The 12,339-nt window shown below is 71.8% G+C and carries 13 protein-coding genes; 8 read left to right on the top strand and 5 right to left on the bottom strand.

Annotation, left to right across the window (positions count from 1 at the left end; all coding sequences use genetic code 11):
* Position 1 precedes the first annotated feature (1 nt).
* The 3 genes from GGR04_RS16775 to GGR04_RS16765 are packed head-to-tail and all read left to right on the top strand — an operon-like array spanning position 2 to position 2,471.
* Positions 2-736 (top strand): amino acid ABC transporter ATP-binding protein, encoded by a 735-nt coding sequence (locus tag GGR04_RS16775; RefSeq protein WP_183201081.1) that lies wholly within the window; start codon positions 2-4, stop codon positions 734-736.
* A 3-nt stretch (positions 737-739) separates the two neighbouring features.
* A complete protein-coding gene (locus GGR04_RS16770; protein ID WP_183201080.1) occupies positions 740-1,657 on the top strand; it encodes an isoaspartyl peptidase/L-asparaginase in 918 nt (305 codons plus the stop codon).
* A gap of 22 nt (positions 1,658-1,679) precedes the next feature.
* The gene (locus tag GGR04_RS16765) at positions 1,680-2,471 is read left to right on the top strand and encodes a transporter substrate-binding domain-containing protein (RefSeq protein ID WP_183201079.1); all 792 of its coding nucleotides are present in this window, start codon (positions 1,680-1,682) and stop codon (positions 2,469-2,471) included.
* A 39-nt stretch (positions 2,472-2,510) separates the two neighbouring features.
* On the opposite strand, the gene GGR04_RS16760 is transcribed toward GGR04_RS16765, so the two are convergent.
* Complete coding sequence (locus GGR04_RS16760) at positions 2,511-3,530, bottom strand: LacI family DNA-binding transcriptional regulator (protein ID WP_246393242.1); 1,020 nt, start codon at positions 3,528-3,530, stop codon at positions 2,511-2,513.
* A gap of 170 nt (positions 3,531-3,700) precedes the next feature.
* Here GGR04_RS16760 and GGR04_RS16755 point away from each other — a divergent pair, with 170 nt between their 5' ends.
* Both GGR04_RS16755 and GGR04_RS16750 read left to right on the top strand, forming a co-directional pair.
* Positions 3,701-4,711: an SIS domain-containing protein gene (locus GGR04_RS16755; RefSeq protein WP_183201077.1), complete on the top strand. Its 1,011-nt coding sequence runs from the start codon at positions 3,701-3,703 to the stop codon at positions 4,709-4,711.
* A 37-nt stretch (positions 4,712-4,748) separates the two neighbouring features.
* Positions 4,749-5,696: an ROK family protein gene (locus GGR04_RS16750; protein ID WP_183201076.1), complete on the top strand. Its 948-nt coding sequence runs from the start codon at positions 4,749-4,751 to the stop codon at positions 5,694-5,696.
* Here the strand turns inward: GGR04_RS16750 and GGR04_RS16745 are convergent.
* Positions 5,663-6,031 (bottom strand): ArsR/SmtB family transcription factor, encoded by a 369-nt coding sequence (locus tag GGR04_RS16745; protein WP_183201075.1) that lies wholly within the window; start codon positions 6,029-6,031, stop codon positions 5,663-5,665. The two genes, GGR04_RS16750 and GGR04_RS16745, sit on opposite strands and share 34 nt — an antisense overlap.
* A gap of 103 nt (positions 6,032-6,134) precedes the next feature.
* Between GGR04_RS16745 and GGR04_RS16740 the strand changes: the two genes are divergently transcribed.
* Entirely contained in the window at positions 6,135-7,226 is a 1,092-nt protein-coding gene (locus GGR04_RS16740) for an NADH:flavin oxidoreductase/NADH oxidase (protein ID WP_183201074.1), read from the top strand.
* A gap of 73 nt (positions 7,227-7,299) precedes the next feature.
* On the opposite strand, the gene GGR04_RS16735 is transcribed toward GGR04_RS16740, so the two are convergent.
* Entirely contained in the window at positions 7,300-8,169 is an 870-nt protein-coding gene (locus GGR04_RS16735) for a DMT family transporter (RefSeq protein ID WP_183201073.1), read from the bottom strand.
* Between the two features lie 114 nt (positions 8,170-8,283).
* Here GGR04_RS16735 and GGR04_RS16730 point away from each other — a divergent pair, with 114 nt between their 5' ends.
* A complete protein-coding gene (locus GGR04_RS16730) occupies positions 8,284-9,708 on the top strand; it encodes an aminotransferase-like domain-containing protein (protein ID WP_246393235.1) in 1,425 nt (474 codons plus the stop codon).
* Here the strand turns inward: GGR04_RS16730 and GGR04_RS16725 are convergent.
* Positions 9,689-10,885, bottom strand: coding sequence for an aminotransferase class V-fold PLP-dependent enzyme (locus GGR04_RS16725; protein ID WP_183201072.1), 1,197 nt, complete (start codon positions 10,883-10,885; stop codon positions 9,689-9,691). The genes GGR04_RS16730 and GGR04_RS16725 overlap by 20 nt on opposite strands.
* 98 nt (positions 10,886-10,983) lie before the next feature.
* On the opposite strand from GGR04_RS16725, the gene GGR04_RS16720 reads away from it, so the two are divergent.
* Positions 10,984-11,808 carry an IclR family transcriptional regulator gene (locus GGR04_RS16720; RefSeq protein ID WP_246393233.1) on the top strand — a complete coding sequence of 275 codons (825 nt, stop codon included), beginning with the start codon at positions 10,984-10,986 and terminating at the stop codon, positions 11,806-11,808.
* A gap of 32 nt (positions 11,809-11,840) precedes the next feature.
* Here the strand turns inward: GGR04_RS16720 and GGR04_RS16715 are convergent, their stop codons facing one another.
* On the bottom strand, positions 11,841-12,332 hold the full coding sequence (locus GGR04_RS16715) for a RidA family protein (RefSeq protein WP_183201070.1): 492 nt from the start codon (positions 12,330-12,332) through the stop codon (positions 11,841-11,843).
* Positions 12,333-12,339: the final 7 nt, after the last annotated feature.

Raw genomic sequence — 12,339 nt, 5'->3', positions numbered from 1 at the left:
CATGCTGACCGTGGAGAACGTGCGAAAGGTCTTCGGCGCCGCCACCGTGCTGGGCGGGGTGGACCTCGCGATCCGGCCCGGCGAGGTCGTCTCGGTGCTCGGCACCTCGGGCTCGGGCAAGTCGACGCTGATCCGCTGCATCAACGGGCTGGAGCGGCTCGACGGCGGGCGCATCACGGTGGACGGGTTCGACGTCTCCAAGCCCAAGGAACTCGCCGAGGCGCGCAAGCGCTCGGGCACCGTGTTCCAGCTCTTCAACCTCTACCCGCACATGACGGCAGTCGAGAACGTCATGCTGGCGCCGGTCGAGGTGCTGAAGCGCCCGCGGCGCGAGGCGGAAGCCAAGGCACGCGAGATCCTCGCCTCGGTCGGTCTCGCGCCGCGCGCCGACGCCTATCCCGCGCAGCTTTCGGGCGGCCAGCGCCAGCGCGTCGGCCTTGCCCGCGCGCTCGCCATGGAGCCGCGCTACCTGCTGCTCGACGAGGTGACGAGCGCGCTCGATCCCGAGATGACCGCCGAGGTGCTGGCGATCCTCGCCGAACTCGCGAAGACCGGCACCACCATGCTCTTCGTCACCCACGAGATCGAGTTCGCCCGTCGCATCTCCGACCGGATCGTCTTCCTCGACGCCGGGCGCCTGCTCGTGGACCTGCCGGCGGCGGAGTTCTTCAGCCCCGCCGGGGGCCTCGCCAACCCGCGCATCGCGCAATTCCTCTCCAAGATGCACAGGGACTGAAGCATGCTGCTTCTCGCCAACGCCGAGGCCTGGCCGGGCTTCGCCACCAGTGTGGACCGCCTGCGCGGCGGAATGCCCAGCCTCGACGCCATGGTGGAGGGCATCGGCCTCGTGGAGCGCGAGACCAAGGTGCGCAGCGTCGGCCATGGCGGCTGGCCCAACATGATCGGCCGAATGGAGTTCGACGCCGGCGTGATGGACGGCACCACCCGCGAGGTCGGCGCGGTGGGCGCCGTGCCCGACACGCTGCCCGTCTCGAAGCTGGCGCTCGAGGTGATGCGCCGCCTGCCGCACGTCATGCTCACCGGCGACGGGGCGCGGCGCTTCGCCACCGAGATCGGCTTTCCCCACGACGAGACGCTGCTGGACGACAGCCGCCGCGTCTGGTGGGAGCGCCTCCAGCGCGAACTCTCGCCCGAGGATCTCGCGCGCTTTCCCGACATCCCGCTCGTGCCGCTCAGCCGCACCATCACCGATCCCGAGCGGGTGCGCGACACCACGGTCTTCCTCAGCGCCGACCGTGATGCGGGCATCCACGCGGCGACCTCGACCTCGGGCTGGGCCTGGAAATATCCCGGCCGTCTCGGTGATTCGCCCATTCCCGGCGCCGGCTTCTACGCCGACAGCCGCTTCGGCGCCGCGGCCTGCACGCATACCGGCGAGATGACGATGCGCTGCGGCACCGCGCGCACGATCGTGCTCGCCCTGCGGCTCGGCCATACGCTGCACGACGCCGTGCGGCTGGCGGCCGAGGAGCTCGCCGAGCTTCGCGAGGGGTTCCTCGCCGGCGTCGTGATCCACGCGGTGGACGCGCACGGGCAGCACGAGGTGGTGAACTTCCGATGCGAGGGCGAGATCAGCTACTGGCTCTGGACGGACGGCATGGCCGAGCCCGAGCTTCGGCCCGCGACGACGCTTTGAAACCGAGGAGAGAGGGAACACCATGAAGCGCCTACTGACTGCCATCGCCGCGCTCGCGCTCGTTGCCGGCGCCGCCCTGCCGGCCTCCGCCGGCATGATCGACGACATCCGCTCGCGCGGCAGCGTGCGCATCGGCGTCTCGCTCGGCGGCGAGCCGATCGGCTTCCGCGACCCGCAGAACAATCCCGTCGGCTACGACGTGGACGTCGCCAACCGCCTCGCCGAGAAGCTCGGCGTGCCCGTCGAACTCACCGACGTCTCGGGCGACGCGCGCATCTCCATGCTCGTCTCGGGCCAGCTCGACATCGTGGTCGCCAACACCTCGGCGACGCTGGAGCGCGCCAAGACCGTCGACTTCTCGATCCCCTACAACCGGGCGGGCCTGCGCGTCGTCGTGCAGCGCGACGCCGGCATCACCTCGCTCGCCGATCTCGCGGGCAAGAGCGTGGTGGTCGGGCGCGGCACCACGGGCGAGGCCTTCCTCAAGCGCGAGGCGCCGGGCGCCGAGATCGTCTATGTCGACAATTTCGCACCCGACGGCGTCTTGCAGCTGCAGCAGCGCCGCGTGGTGGCGGCGGTCGAGGATTCCTCGCTGGTCGACTATCTCGCGACCCAGAACGACCAGCTCGTCACCCTGCCCGAGCTCTACTCCAACGACCCGATCGGCATCGCGGTGGCCAAGGGCGACCCGGCCTTCGTGCGCTGGCTCGACATGTTCGTCTCCGACTACATCCAGTCGGGCGCCTACGAGGCGAACTACAAGAAGTGGTGGGGCGAGAACGCCAACCCGCCGAAGCTGAACCCGCTCTGGTAGCGCCGAAGCTTCGAGCCTTCCGCGCCCGGCCGGCGCCCTTCAGCCGGTGGCGCGCGGGACGAAGCGGGTGGGCACGCCGACGGGCGGCGAGCCCGGCACGAAACGCTCGGGATCGACGACGAAGCGCAGGATATGATCGACGAACTCAGCCTTGTCGAAGCCGATCGAGCTGATCGGATAGGCGTCGGTGTCGGTGAGGCTGAGATTGTCGAAGCCGTAGAGGCGAAAGCGCGTCGGGCGGTTGCCGGGAAACAGCGCGCGGCAGCCGTCGAGGACGCCCATCGCCATCGCGTCCGAGGTGCAGAACACCGCGTCGGGTGCCTCGTCCCGCAGGAAGGCGTCCGACGCCGCGCGCCCGCTCGCATAGGAATAGTCGCCCTGCAACACCTCGACGAGCGCGATGGCGTTGGCTTCGAAAGCCTGGCGATAGGAGGCGACCCGCGCCTCCTCGATGCGCGAGGAGGCGCGGCCGGTGACGAGCGCGGCGCGGCGCACGCCCTGGCCCGCGGCGCTCGTCACGGCCTCGCCGATCCCCGCAGCCTCCTGTGGCACCACCGCCGGCGACAGGGCGTCATGCCGGCCGTTCATCATCACCACGGCGTCGGAGCGGAACATGCGCCGCACCGTCGCCGCATCCGCGAAGTCGGACCAGACGAGCGCCGCGTCGACATGGTGCGCGACGCCGTCGCGCAGGAACTCCTCCACCCGGTCGACCGAGCCGACCTTCAGGAGCAGCACCTGCTTGCCGACGCCCTGGATCTCGCCGAGCAGGCGGTCGAAGAGGTCGAGATCGGAGAGGTCGTGGATGTGGTTGACGACCACCGCGACGAGGTTGACCCGCTTGGTGGTGAGGCTCCGGGCGAGCAGGTTCGGGCGGTAGCCGAGCGCCTCGGCGGCCTGCAGCACCCGCGCGCGCTTGTCGGCCGAGACCGGGCGCGGCGAGGCCGAGAGGGCGCGCGACACCACGGCGCGCGATACTTTGGCCAAGGCCGCCACGTCGGCCACGGTGGGCGGATCGGCGCGCCGGTCTTCGGTCTTCTCGTCGCTCTGTTCGGTCAAGGTTCGGCTCGGGTGATGCGGGCGCGCGTCGCCCTCCTTCCATGCGCCGCCCGGCGCCGGGGTGCAACCGAGGGCACTACCGTGACCGGGACGCGCATTCCGTCGGCGGCGCGGACCGACCGAAGCGACCTCTCGGCCTCTCATTCCTCCATCGAACGAACGGAGCTTCCATGACGCACCATCCCGGCCTCGACCTGATGCTCGACGAAATGCGGCGTCAGGGGCCCGACGCGATCGCGACGATCGAAAGGGCCGGCCCGGGCGCGGCGAGGATCGCCGAAAGCGCGCGCCGCACCGGGCGGCTCGTCCTCTACGCCATGGGCGGGTCGCACCACGTCAATCGCATCGTAGAGCCGCTCTACCGGGATCTCGGGCTGGACGCGCGCGCCCTCAACGCTTCCGAAGCGCTGCTCTCACCCCTGCCCGACACCCCGCGCACCGCGCTCGTCGTCTCGCAGTCCGGCGAGTCCGGCGAGATTCGCGATATTCTCTCCATTCCCGCGGGTCGGGAAGAGCGCTTCGGCCTGACCTTGGAGCCCGAAAGCACGCTGGCGCGCAGCGTTCGCGGCGTGATCGTCGCCGCAGGCGGCACGGAGCGCGCCTTCGCCGCCTCGCGCTCGATCGCGCTGACGCTGGCAATGCACGGCGCCGTGCTCGAAGCGCTCGGCGCGCCGCAGCCCGAGCTTCGGGCGGCCCTTGCGCACACGAGCGACCCCGCCGCGATCGCCGCCGCCGACGCGGCGCTGGCCGGGTCGCACGTCTATGTCTTCGCCGGGCGTCACGCGATGGCGGGCGTCGCCGAGAGCGCGGCTCTCTCGATGATGGAACTCGCCCGCGTGCCGACGATTGGCTTCGAAGGCGGCCAGTTCCGCCACGGCCCGTTCGAGATGCTGCGGCCGGGCCTCGGCATCCTCCTGTTCCGCAGCGCCGGCCCGGATGCCTTGAGCGTCGCGGCGTTGGCTCGCGCACCGGCGGAAGCCGGCTGCCGCGTCGTCGTCTTCGACGCCTCGGGCGCGGAGGCGATCCCCGGCGTCGTCACGGTGGCACTGCGTCAGGCCCGCGGCCTCGGCGCCGCGGCCGCCATGATCCTCGCCCTGCAGCACCTCAACATCGCCGTCGCGCGCCGAACGGTTCCCGAGGGGATCGGAACGCCGCAGCGCACCACCAAGGTCACCGCCTGACATCGGCACCGTCCGTTTCGGACAGGAAGGCACAGTCATGCCCGACGCCTCCTTCATCGGCATCGACCTCGGGGGAACGCAGGTGCGGGCCGCCGCGATCGAGCGCGACGGCACCATCCTAGAGCGGCGCACCGCGCCGACCGACCGGGCCGGCGGGGTCGCCGGCGTCGTCGCGCAGATGGAGGCGCTGATCGCGGGCGTGCGCTCGCCCCGCACCCGCGCGGTGGGCATCGGCATTCCCGGCGCCTTCGACGCCGCCCGCGGCACGGTGCTGGACATTCCCGCCCTGCCCGGCTGGACCGACATCCCCTTGAGCGACATCGTCGAGGCTAGGACGGGCCTGCCGACAGTCCTCGAGAACGACGCCAAGATCGCGGCGCTCGGCGAGTGGCGCTCGGGCGGCGGCCGGGGCCTCGCCAACTTCGCCTACGTCACCGTCAGCACCGGCATCGGCGGCGGCATCGTCCTGGAGAATCGGCTGATCCGCGGCCATCGCGGGCTGGCGGGCGAGGTCGGTCACACCCGCATCACCGACCGCTCGGCCCCCTGCTCCTGCGGCCACCAGGGCTGCTGGGAGGCGGTCGCCTCGGGCACCGCGCTGGCGCGCGCGGCGCAAGCGGCCGTTACGCTGGAGCCCGCCTCGCGCCTCGCCACCCTCGCGGGCGCCCGCCCCGCCACCGGCGAGGACGTGACGCAGGCCGCGCGGGACCGCTGCCCCGTCGCCGGCCAAGTCCTGCGCGAAGAGGCGGCGTGGCTCGCCGCGGGCTTCGTCAACGTCCAGCACCTCTATGCGCCCGAGCGGATCGTGATGGGCGGCGGCGTGTCGAAGGCGCTCGACCTGATGCTGGCCGATATCCGGCGCGGCATGCGCGAGCGCCTGCTGCCCGGCCACGCCGTTCCCGAGATCGTCGCGGCCCAGCTCGGCGACGATGCAGGACTGGTGGGCGCGGCCTATCGCGCGCTGGAGCTCTGGACCGGGCGCTGAGGCGCCGGGTCGTCGCGCGCCGCATCGTCGGTGATGGCGCCGGCGGCGAGCACCGCCTGCAGCAGGCCGGGAAACCGCGCGTCGATCTCGCCGCGCCGCAGCTCGTTCATGTGGGCGGCGCCGTCGGTGCGCGTGCGCACGAGGCCGGCCTCGCGCAACACCCGGAAATGGTGCGACATGCTCGATTTCGGACGGCCATGGTCGAGCGCCCCGCACGTCGCCTCACCCTCGCGCGCCAGCTGGCGCACGACGCCGAGGCGCACGGGATCGCTCAGTGCGTAGAGCACCTGCGTCAGCGCGATCTCGTCGATCGGGGGGTGTCGAATGGCCCGCATGCGCCACAACTAGCATGCCCTTGCCGGAGGCTCAATGTTCGACTATTTTCGAACGATCGAATACGAGGCAGCCGCTCGGGCCGCTTCTCGTCAGGAGTCTGACATGTCATCCCTGTTCACGCCCTTCCGGTTGAAGGATGCGGAGTTGCGAAACCGCATCGTCGTCTCGCCCATGTGCCAGTATTCGGCCGAGGACGGGGTGATCAACGACTGGCACCTCGTCCATCTCGCCGGTCTGGCGCGCGGCGGCGCGAGCCTCGTGATCGCCGAGGCGACCGCCGTGTCGCCGGAGGGCCGCATCACGCCGGGCTGCGCCGGCCTCTGGAACGATGCGCAGGCCGAGGCCTGGAAGAGGGCCGTCGCGGCGATCAAGGCGGCGGGCGCCGTGCCGGGCATCCAGATCGGCCATGCCGGCCGCAAGGCAAGCGCCAACCGCCCCTGGGAGGGCGACGACCACATCGCCGCGGGCGACCCGCGCGGCTGGGACACGATCGCTCCCTCGGCCGTCGCCTTCGGCGCCAACCTGCCGAAGGTTCCGCGCGCCATGGAGCTCGCCGACATCGATCGCGTGAAGGCCGACTTCGTGGCGGCCGCCCGCCGCGCCCGCGCGGCCGGCTTCGAATGGCTGGAGCTGCACTTCGCCCACGGCTATCTCGCGCAGAGCTTCTTCTCGACCTGGTCCAACAAGCGTGAAGACGCCTATGGCGGCGATCTCGACGGGCGCGGTCGTTTCCTTCTCGAGACGCTGGCCGCCGTGCGCGAGGTCTGGCCGGAGAACCTGCCGCTAACCGCGCGCTTCGGCGTGACCGAGTTCGACGGGTCGAACGATCTGGACGAGGGCATCGAGATGGTCCGCCGCTTCCAGCAGGGCGGGCTCGACCTCATCGACGTGAGCATCGGCTTCTCCACGCCGACCGCGGAGATCCCGTGGGGCCCGGCTTTCATGGCAGAGACCACTGAGCGCGTGCGCCGCGAGACCGGCCTGCCGGCCACCACGAGCTGGTTCGTCAGCCAGCCCAAGCAGGCCGAGGCGCTGATCGCCGAGGACAAGGTCGATCTCGTGTCGCTCGGCCGCCCGCTCCTCGCCGACCCGCACTGGCCCTACCGCGCGGCGACCGAACTTGGGCTCGACAAGGCCGCCTGGACGCTGCCCGCGCCCTACGCGCACTGGCTGGAGCGCTATCGCGCGGCCTGAAGCCGCCGAACACCTGCCTTCGGCCCGCGGCAGCGCAGGGCCGGAGGCGCTCCCCCCGCTTCGCCGGACGGGCTCAAGGCCGTCCAGCGAAGCGCCTGGCGCCGAAGACGCAGAGCACCACGAGCGCGGTGACGCCGAGCATCGATCCCGCCACCGGCTCGCCCAAGAGGAGGGCCGCGAGGGCAAGCCCGAAGAAGGGCTGGAGCAGTTGCAACTGGCCGACGCCCGCGATGCCGCCGAGCGCGAGCCCGCGATACCAGAACACGAAGCCGACGAGCATCGAGAAGACCGAGACGTAGGCGAGCCCCAGCCATTGCGAGGCGGTGACGGCGCTCCACGTGGCGGGCAGCGTCGCGAGCGCGACCGCCGCCATCGCGGGGAGCGCCAGGAGCAGCGCCCAGGAGATCACCTGCCAGCCGCCGAGACGCCGGGCGAGCGTGCCGCCTTCCGCGTAGCCGAGGCCGCAGAGGAGAATCGCGGCCACCATCAGGGCGTCGCCCGTCCGCGAAGAGCCGCCGCCTTGGCCGAGGGCGAAGCCGGCGACCGCCCCGGCGCCGAGGATCGAGAACAGCCAGAAGGCGGGTTTTGGGCGCTCGCCGCCGCGCAGAACCCCGAACAGCGCGGTCGCCAGCGGCAGCAGGCCGATGAAGACGATCGAATGGGCCGAGGTGACGTGGCGCAGCGCGAGCGCGGTGAGCAGCGGAAAGCCGACCACCACGCCGAGCGCCACCACCGCGAGCGGCAGGAGATCGGCGCGCGCGGGCCGCGCCTGTCGCAGCACGGCCAGCAGCGCCGCGCCGAGAAGCGCCGCGATCACCGCGCGCGCCGAGGTGAGGAAGAGCGGCGTGAAGCCGCCCACGGCGACGCGGGTGGCCGGCAGCGAGCCGCTGAAGATGACGACGCCGAGGAGGCCGCTGCCCCATCCCGCGCGGGTTCGATCCATATCCCGAGCCTTTCCGGTTTCTGCCCGGCTTCGTAGCGGCCGGCGGCTGGCGAGGACAGGCACGGTTCGTTACGGTTGCGCCGATCTGTATGGGCCGGAGGATCCGAACGGTTGATGGCATCTTCGGACAAGGCGAACCCGCCGGCGACGCGCACCGAGGCGTTGATGGAGGAGATCCGACGGCGCATGGCCCGGCGCGCGCTCGGCGTCGGCGACAGGCTGCCCTCCGTTCGCGCCTTCGCCCGCGAGATGGTCGTCTCGCCCTCGACGGTGGTGGAGGCCTATGCGCGGCTCGTGGCCGAGGGGCTGATCCGCTCACGCCCCGGCTCGGGCTTCACCGTCGCGGGCCCGTTGCCGCCGCTGACGCTCGCCGAGATCGAGCCGCGGCGCGAACGGGCGATCGATCCGCTCTGGGTGTCCCGGCAGTCGCTGGATGCGGAGGCCGGCGTCCAGCGCCCCGGCTGCGGCTGGCTGCCGGCCGACTGGATGCCGCACGAGGCCGTTCGGCGTGCCCTTCGCACCATGGCGCGGGCCGACGACGGCCTGCTGGCGGACTACGGATCGACCCAGGGCTCGCCGGCGCTGCGGCGGCTCCTGGCGCGCCAGTTCGCGGCCGAGGGGATGGATGTGGCGGCCGGCCAGATCCTTCTCACCTCGTCGGGCACGCAGGCCCTCGACCTCCTCTGCCGCCTCTTCCTGCGCGCCGGCGACACCGTGCTCGTGGACGATCCCTGCTACTTCAACTTCCAGGCGCTGCTGCGCGCGCACCGCGTGCTCGTCGTCGGCGTGCCCCGGACGCCGCAGGGGCCGGACCTCGCGGCCTTCGCAGAGGCGGTCGCGGCCCATCGCCCCCGTCTCTACGTCACGAACTCGGCGATCCACAATCCGACCGGCGGCACGCTCTCGGCGCAGGCCGCGCACCGCGTGCTGACGATCGCAGGCGCCGGCGAGATGATCGTCGTCGAGGACGACATTCTTGCCGATTTCGAGCCCGAGCCCTCGCCCCGGCTCGCGGTCCTCGACGGGCTGGACCGCGTCGTGCGGATCGGCAGCTTCTCGAAGACGCTCTCGGCCTCCGTGCGCTGCGGCTACGTCGCGGGGCGCCGCGACTGGATCGAGGGGCTGGTCGATCTGCAGGTCGCCACGAGCTTCGGCAGCGTCGGTCCGCTCGCGGCGGGGGTCGTCGAGACCGTGCTCGGCGAAGGCGGGTACCGCCGGCACATGGCGCAGCTCCGCCAGCGGCTTGCCCGGCAACGCAAGGCGGCCATCGCCGCGCTCGCGCCCCTCGGCATCGAGCCCTGGACGATCCCGCGCGGCGGCTTCTCGCTCTGGTGCCACCTGCCGGAGGGGTGCAGTTCCGTCGAGCTTGCCCGCGCGGCACTGGAGCGCGGCATCGTGCTCGCCCCCGGCAACGTCTTCAGCGCGAGCGAGAGCGCCGACGCCATGATGCGCTTCAACGTGGCGCAGATGGGCGACGGCGTGATCGAGGCCCTCGGTGCGCTCCTCGGGCCGGCGAGGCTCAGTCGGGCCAGCGGTTGACGGCGCGGCGCTTGCGGCGCTCCGCGAAGTCGCTGGCGATCACGTCGTTGGAGCGCCGGGCGGTCTCGAGCTCCTCGCGCAGGCGCTCCGCCACGATCTCGGCCTGGCCCGGATGGAGGTTGCAGGGGTCGAGATAGAAGTAGCCGTGCTCGACCTCGTGATCCCGCACGATGATCGGCTGACGCTCGTGGCGCGCCAGCGCGTCGGCGAGATCCCAGGCGGTGATGTGGGCCTCCGCCGGCTTGACGTGGACCTTGAGGCGGTCGAGCGGATTGTGCGTCGGGTCGGGGTCGATCACCGGGTCGACGCCGGCAAAGCCGGTGAGCGTCGTCTGCCAGAGATCGAGCGCCGCGCTCTCGCGGGCGCGAATGCCGGCGTGATCGCGCGTCTCCCAGGCTTCGAGCGCCGCGATCGTGCCGACGATCCCCTCCTTGCCGACCTTCATGCCGCGGCCGACGCCGCCGTTCTGGAGATAGGCGGCGCGCACGAGATCGCGCCGTCCGGCGACGATGCCCCCGGTCGGGCCGCCCAGGAACTTGTGCGAGGAGTAGAGCGCGAGGTCGGCGCCGGCGGCGAGGAAGCCGCGCAGGTCGTATTCCGACGCCGCGTCGACAATTACCGGCACGCCGTGGGCATGGGCGACCTCTATGAATTCGGCGAGGCCCATCTGCCCGTACTGCACGGTGTGGTGCGAGACGACGAACATCGCCGCGGCGGTGCGCGCGGTGATGGCGCCGGCCATCTGGTAGGCTTCCGCGCTCGTCGCCTGGCCGACGCGCACCGCCTTGGCGCCGCAGAGGCGGATGCCCTGCTCCACCGGCGCGCCATAGCCGACCATGTGTCCGGCCTGGATCAGCACCTCGTCGCGCGCGAGGCGCCCCGTCTCCGGCAGGCGCTCGATCGCGGCGAGGTCGTCGCCCGTCATCGTGCCGGCCACCGCCAGCGTGATGGCGCCGGCGCAGGAGGCCGTGACGAAGCCGGCTTCCCCCCCGGTCAACCGGGCGATCGTGCGGCTCGCGAGCCGCTGCAGGTCGCCGATCTCGATGAACTGCGGCAGCGCCGCGGCGATGGCCTCCACGGCCTGCGGCACCACGATGGAGGCGCCGAGCGAGGTCATCGTGCCGGACACGTTGATGATCGGGCGAAGGCCCATCTGGAGGCGGATGTCGTCGCTCATGGGGCAAGATCCTTGCGTGAGGCCCGGACGGTTTCGCCCGCGGCGTCGGAACGGTATGATCGGGCCGGATGAGCGGGCTTCGATCGGATGGAATGACCATGGCAGGAGCGGCGATCGCCCCGGTGCGGGAGGACGAGGCGGGGGGCGCGCCGGAGGTGGCACGGCGTTCGCGCGTCAGCGGCATCGACCGGGCTTTGCAGATCTTCGACCAGTTGCGCGACACCGGTCGCCCGGCGACGGCCTACGACCTCGCCCATTCGGTGAAGGCGCCGCTCTCCACCGTCTACACGATCGTCGACGATCTCGTGGACAAGGGCCTGCTGCAGCGCGGCGAGGACGGCACGGTGTGGCTGGGCCCCCGGCTCTACCATTACGGGCTGGCCTACGAGCGCTCCATCGACCTGATGGCGATCGCCAAGGAGGAGATGCTCGATCTCAACCGCGAGCTCGGCGAGACCATCCAGATCTGCGGGCGCGACGAGGACATGATGGTGGTGCTCGCGATGGCGGAGGGGCGCGACCATTTTCAGGTCACCTCGCGCGTCGGCTCGCGCGTGCCGCTCAACTGGGTGGCCTCGGGGCGGCTGCTCGTCGGCCACCTGCCGCAGGCCGAACGCGTCGAGATCTTCCGCCGCTGCTCCAAGGCCTCGCCCACGGGCCGCGCCGAGCTCAACCCCGAGACGCTGGCGATCCGTTCGGCCGAGGCGCTGAGCGAGCGGCTGTCGATCCAGGCGGGCGAGTCCGCCTATTCGGTGGCCTGCGTCGCCGCGCCCATTCTCGACCGGAAGGGCGCCTGCGCGGCCACCGTCTCGGTGGTGCTGCCCGACTTCAAGGTGGCGGAGGCGCGAGAGCGCTACGCCGAAGCGGTCCGCCTGTCGGCGCGGCGCATCGAGGCGCGCCTCGGCTGGGGCGGGCAGGGCTGACGGGGCCGGAGGGGAAAGTCGCACGGCGCCGCTCAGTCGATCGCCACGATCGCCTCGATCTCGACGGTGATGCGCCCCGGCAGCGAGCCGAAGCCGACCGCCGAGCGGGCGTGGCGACCGGCCTCGCCGAACACGGCGATCATCAGGTCCGAGCAGCCGTTGATGATCGAGGGGTGATCGTCGAAATCGGCGTCGGCATTGACCATGCCGAGGAGCTTGACGATGCGCCGGACGCGGCCGAGATCGCCAAGCGCCTCCTGCATCACCGAAAGGAGGTTGATCCCGGTGAGGCGGGCATGGCCGTAGGCCTCGGCCACCGAGACCTGCGACCCGACCTTGCCCGTATGAAGGGTTCCGTCGGCCTCGCGCGGCCCCTGCCCCGACAGATAGAGAACCCGGCCCTCCACGACATGCGTGACGAAATTGGCGATCGGCGGCGGCGCCGGCGGCAGGACGATGCCGAGCGCGGCGAGCCGCTCGTAGGGGGCGGCGAGACCGGCGCGGGCCGGAAGGGTCGTGGACATGGGCGGC

This window comes from Aureimonas pseudogalii (assembly GCF_014196835.1).
Classification (GTDB): Bacteria; Pseudomonadota; Alphaproteobacteria; order Rhizobiales; family Rhizobiaceae; genus Aureimonas; species Aureimonas pseudogalii.
Note: the sequence above shows the minus strand (reverse complement) of the source record. Positions and strands in the feature narration are given on the sequence as shown.

Coding starts and splice junctions, on each gene's coding strand:
- GGR04_RS16775 (WP_183201081.1), top strand. CDS start 2: ATGCTGACCGTGGAGAACGTGCGAAAGGTCTTCGGCGCCGCCACCGTG.
- GGR04_RS16730 (WP_246393235.1), top strand. CDS start 8,284: ATGGCATCTTCGGACAAGGCGAACCCGCCGGCGACGCGCACCGAGGCG.
- GGR04_RS16755 (WP_183201077.1), top strand. CDS start 3,701: ATGACGCACCATCCCGGCCTCGACCTGATGCTCGACGAAATGCGGCGT.
- GGR04_RS16725 (WP_183201072.1), bottom strand. CDS start 10,885: ATGAGCGACGACATCCGCCTCCAGATGGGCCTTCGCCCGATCATCAAC.
- GGR04_RS16765 (WP_183201079.1), top strand. CDS start 1,680: ATGAAGCGCCTACTGACTGCCATCGCCGCGCTCGCGCTCGTTGCCGGC.
- GGR04_RS16735 (WP_183201073.1), bottom strand. CDS start 8,169: ATGGATCGAACCCGCGCGGGATGGGGCAGCGGCCTCCTCGGCGTCGTC.
- GGR04_RS16720 (WP_246393233.1), top strand. CDS start 10,984: ATGGCAGGAGCGGCGATCGCCCCGGTGCGGGAGGACGAGGCGGGGGGC.
- GGR04_RS16770 (WP_183201080.1), top strand. CDS start 740: ATGCTGCTTCTCGCCAACGCCGAGGCCTGGCCGGGCTTCGCCACCAGT.
- GGR04_RS16745 (WP_183201075.1), bottom strand. CDS start 6,031: ATGCGGGCCATTCGACACCCCCCGATCGACGAGATCGCGCTGACGCAG.
- GGR04_RS16740 (WP_183201074.1), top strand. CDS start 6,135: ATGTCATCCCTGTTCACGCCCTTCCGGTTGAAGGATGCGGAGTTGCGA.
- GGR04_RS16715 (WP_183201070.1), bottom strand. CDS start 12,332: ATGTCCACGACCCTTCCGGCCCGCGCCGGTCTCGCCGCCCCCTACGAG.
- GGR04_RS16750 (WP_183201076.1), top strand. CDS start 4,749: ATGCCCGACGCCTCCTTCATCGGCATCGACCTCGGGGGAACGCAGGTG.